This is a genomic window from Sporolactobacillus vineae DSM 21990 = SL153, assembly GCF_000377985.1.
GTDB lineage: Bacteria > Bacillota > Bacilli > Bacillales > Sporolactobacillaceae > Sporolactobacillus > Sporolactobacillus vineae.
In genome coordinates, this window is sequence record NZ_KB899078.1 from 1 (window position 1) to 2623 (window position 2623).

Consider the following 2623-nt stretch of genomic DNA (forward strand, 5'->3'; position numbering starts at 1 on the left):
GGAGGGGGCTGGCCAGCCCCCTCCAGAGAAACAGAATACCTGCTCATTTTCCCATATTCAGATAACCCTTTTTACACAATTATAAGGACTTAACTAATTTGTCATATACGAAAATTTTGCTATCGTATACGAAAATATAAAAATTACTTACCCTGAAAAATATATGCTACTAAATGAAATCAAAAAAGGAGATGTTCGACAATGTCCACAGATGGAGTCGTAATCATTATCATTGGCTAATGATGTATTCAGTCAATATGCAGACAGGAAAGAGGACACCTTTTGTGGTAAGTCATTGTCTCCACAAAAAGTGTCCTCTTTTCTGTCCTCCATCAAAACAATCCGCAGTCTATCTGATCTGTTGTTCCAGCCTCTCACGTTCGACCTGAATTTGTGCGGGATCAATACGCGCAAACAGAGGATCCAGAGGTTCCGGACGCTTTTCCGGGCAATGGATTATCTCCCATTTTAAAGTGCGGAGGTGCAGTGCTTTGCCAAGTTTACGACTTGAAAACGGCAGGAATGGGGCGAGCATCTGTGCCAGATTGGCAATGCTGAACAAACACGTATTCAATGTCGCGTAAGCATTAAAGGGGGCATCCTGAATCCTCTGCCATGGTTTTTGTTCGTCAAAGTATTTATTCAAGCGGCGAATCCACGAAAAAAGTTCACTGAGCGCTGCCTTCAGATGGGCCGACTCGATCAGCTGGCCCACTCTGCCGTAGAGTGCCTGAGTCTCCTGTAAAATTTCTGCATCAACCTGGGCATTGTCTAGTTTAAATTCAGGCAGCTTTTCAATGAATTTGAGCGTTCGGTTGACAAAATTACCGTAAGCTCCGAGCAGTTCCCCATTATGGCTTTCGATAAACGCTTTCCAGGAAAAATCAGCGTCATGGGTTTCCGGTGCATTGATGATTAAAAAGTAACGGATACTATCCGGATCATAACGTTTCAAAATATCAGGTGCCCAGACTGCCCAGTTACGGCTGGTGGACAATTTCTTGTGTTCAAGGGTGACGTACTCGTTGGCGACGAGATGGGTCGGCAATGCGTTTATTCCTGTCCCAAGCAGAATGGCCGGCCAAATAATCGTGTGAAAAGGAACATTGTCTTTCCCCTGAATATAGTAGAAAACGGTATCCTTCCTCCAGAATTCGGAGATATCTTTATGGTGTTCCCTAGCCCAGCGGACACTTGCTGAGTAATAGCCGGACACCGCCTCAATCCACACATAGACTTTTTTGTCCTCAAAGCCTTTGATGGGGACGCTGACACCAATCGGCAAGTCACGGGTCACTGCGCGATCCTGAAGTCCTTCATCAAGATAGCGGCGAGTCAAATTGAGCGCGTTTTCCCGCCAGTCGTTGTTCTTTTTTGCACGCACATAAAGTTGTTCAAGCTGCGGCTGAAACTGACTGAGCGCAAAATAAAGATGCTCAACCTGACGCAGCTCCGGTGTGTGTCCGCACAGTTTACAGGTTGGCTCAAGAAGATCGACCGGGTCAAGAATTGTCGAACACGCATCACATTGGTCGCCGCGGGCATGCGCCCCGCAATGAGGACATAGTCCCTCGACATAGCGGTCAGGCAGGAACTGCGCGCAGTGGCTGCAGTACATCTGCTTGGTCTGTTTATGGTAGATGAAGCCGCGGTCATATAATGTTTTGAAAATCTTTTGGACAACCTCATGATGCAGCAATGTATCTGTTCGCGTGTAACAATCAAAGGTGAAACCTAATTGATCAAAACATCGCTGGAAGGAATCATGGTAACGATCGGCAATAACTTTCGGTGAAACGCCTTCCTGCCTGGCACGAATGGTGATCGGTGTACCATTGCAGTCACTTCCGGAAACATAGAGAACCTTTTCTCCCTTCTGCCTGAAATAACGCGCCAGACAATCCCCCGGGATCAGGCTTGATAAATGACCCAGATGAAGATCTCCATTCGCATAAGGCCATGCACCTGCAATCAATACTGCCATTCGGCTTCACTCCTTTTATTTAAAGCTGAAAAAATCCCCGTCCTTATACCTGTTTCATGTATAAGGACGGGGATGTGTATCCACGTGTTGCCACCTTAATTCATCAGCGACTCGCATCGCTGACCTCAGCAAGTACGGAGCGTCTGCTCGATACTCGGGTTCTCTTAACCGGGTTCCGCCCGTCCGCAGCCTGGCCGCTATATAAGCGGATCGGTGCGGATGCTCAGAGGCCATGCTTCAGCCTGGAATTCTGCTTCTCTCATCAACACGAAGCTCTCTGTGGAGAATTCTTCCGCCTACTTCTTCTCGTCATCGCAAGTCATATTCGTTAAAAATAGTATATGTATTTTGTCGGCATGGTGCAAGGCAGACGAACAGGATCAATCGAATAATTAATCCCTCTTGTTGCGTTTGATGGGTCTGCTTCAAAGTACGGTCGTTCTCAGCCTAATCAGAAACTCACGTTCCGCTTGAGAAAATTTTCAGTTGGCTCTCCATAGCGTCACCGAATCAATTTTATCCAAATAGGAGCAACTTTAACCCCAATAGGAGCAACTGATATGAACGAAACTGTCAATGCCCCGCACTTGTTTGGCCAGGTCTCCTGTTTTAAGCGACTTTAATCTGAGGGGGGTGCGT

1 protein-coding gene is annotated in these 2623 nt (G+C 46.8%); it reads right to left on the reverse strand.

What is annotated here, in order from left to right; all coding sequences use genetic code 11:
• Positions 1-349 precede the first annotated feature (349 nt).
• On the reverse strand, positions 350-1984 hold the full coding sequence (gene metG / locus D889_RS0114695) for a methionine--tRNA ligase (RefSeq protein WP_010632952.1): 1635 nt from the start codon (positions 1982-1984) through the stop codon (positions 350-352).
• Between the last annotated feature and the right edge of the window lie 639 nt (positions 1985-2623).

Excerpts from the sequence above, each read along its gene's own strand:
- metG (WP_010632952.1), bottom strand. The coding sequence starts at position 1,984 with ATGGCAGTATTGATTGCAGGTGCATGGCCTTATGCGAATGGAGATCTT.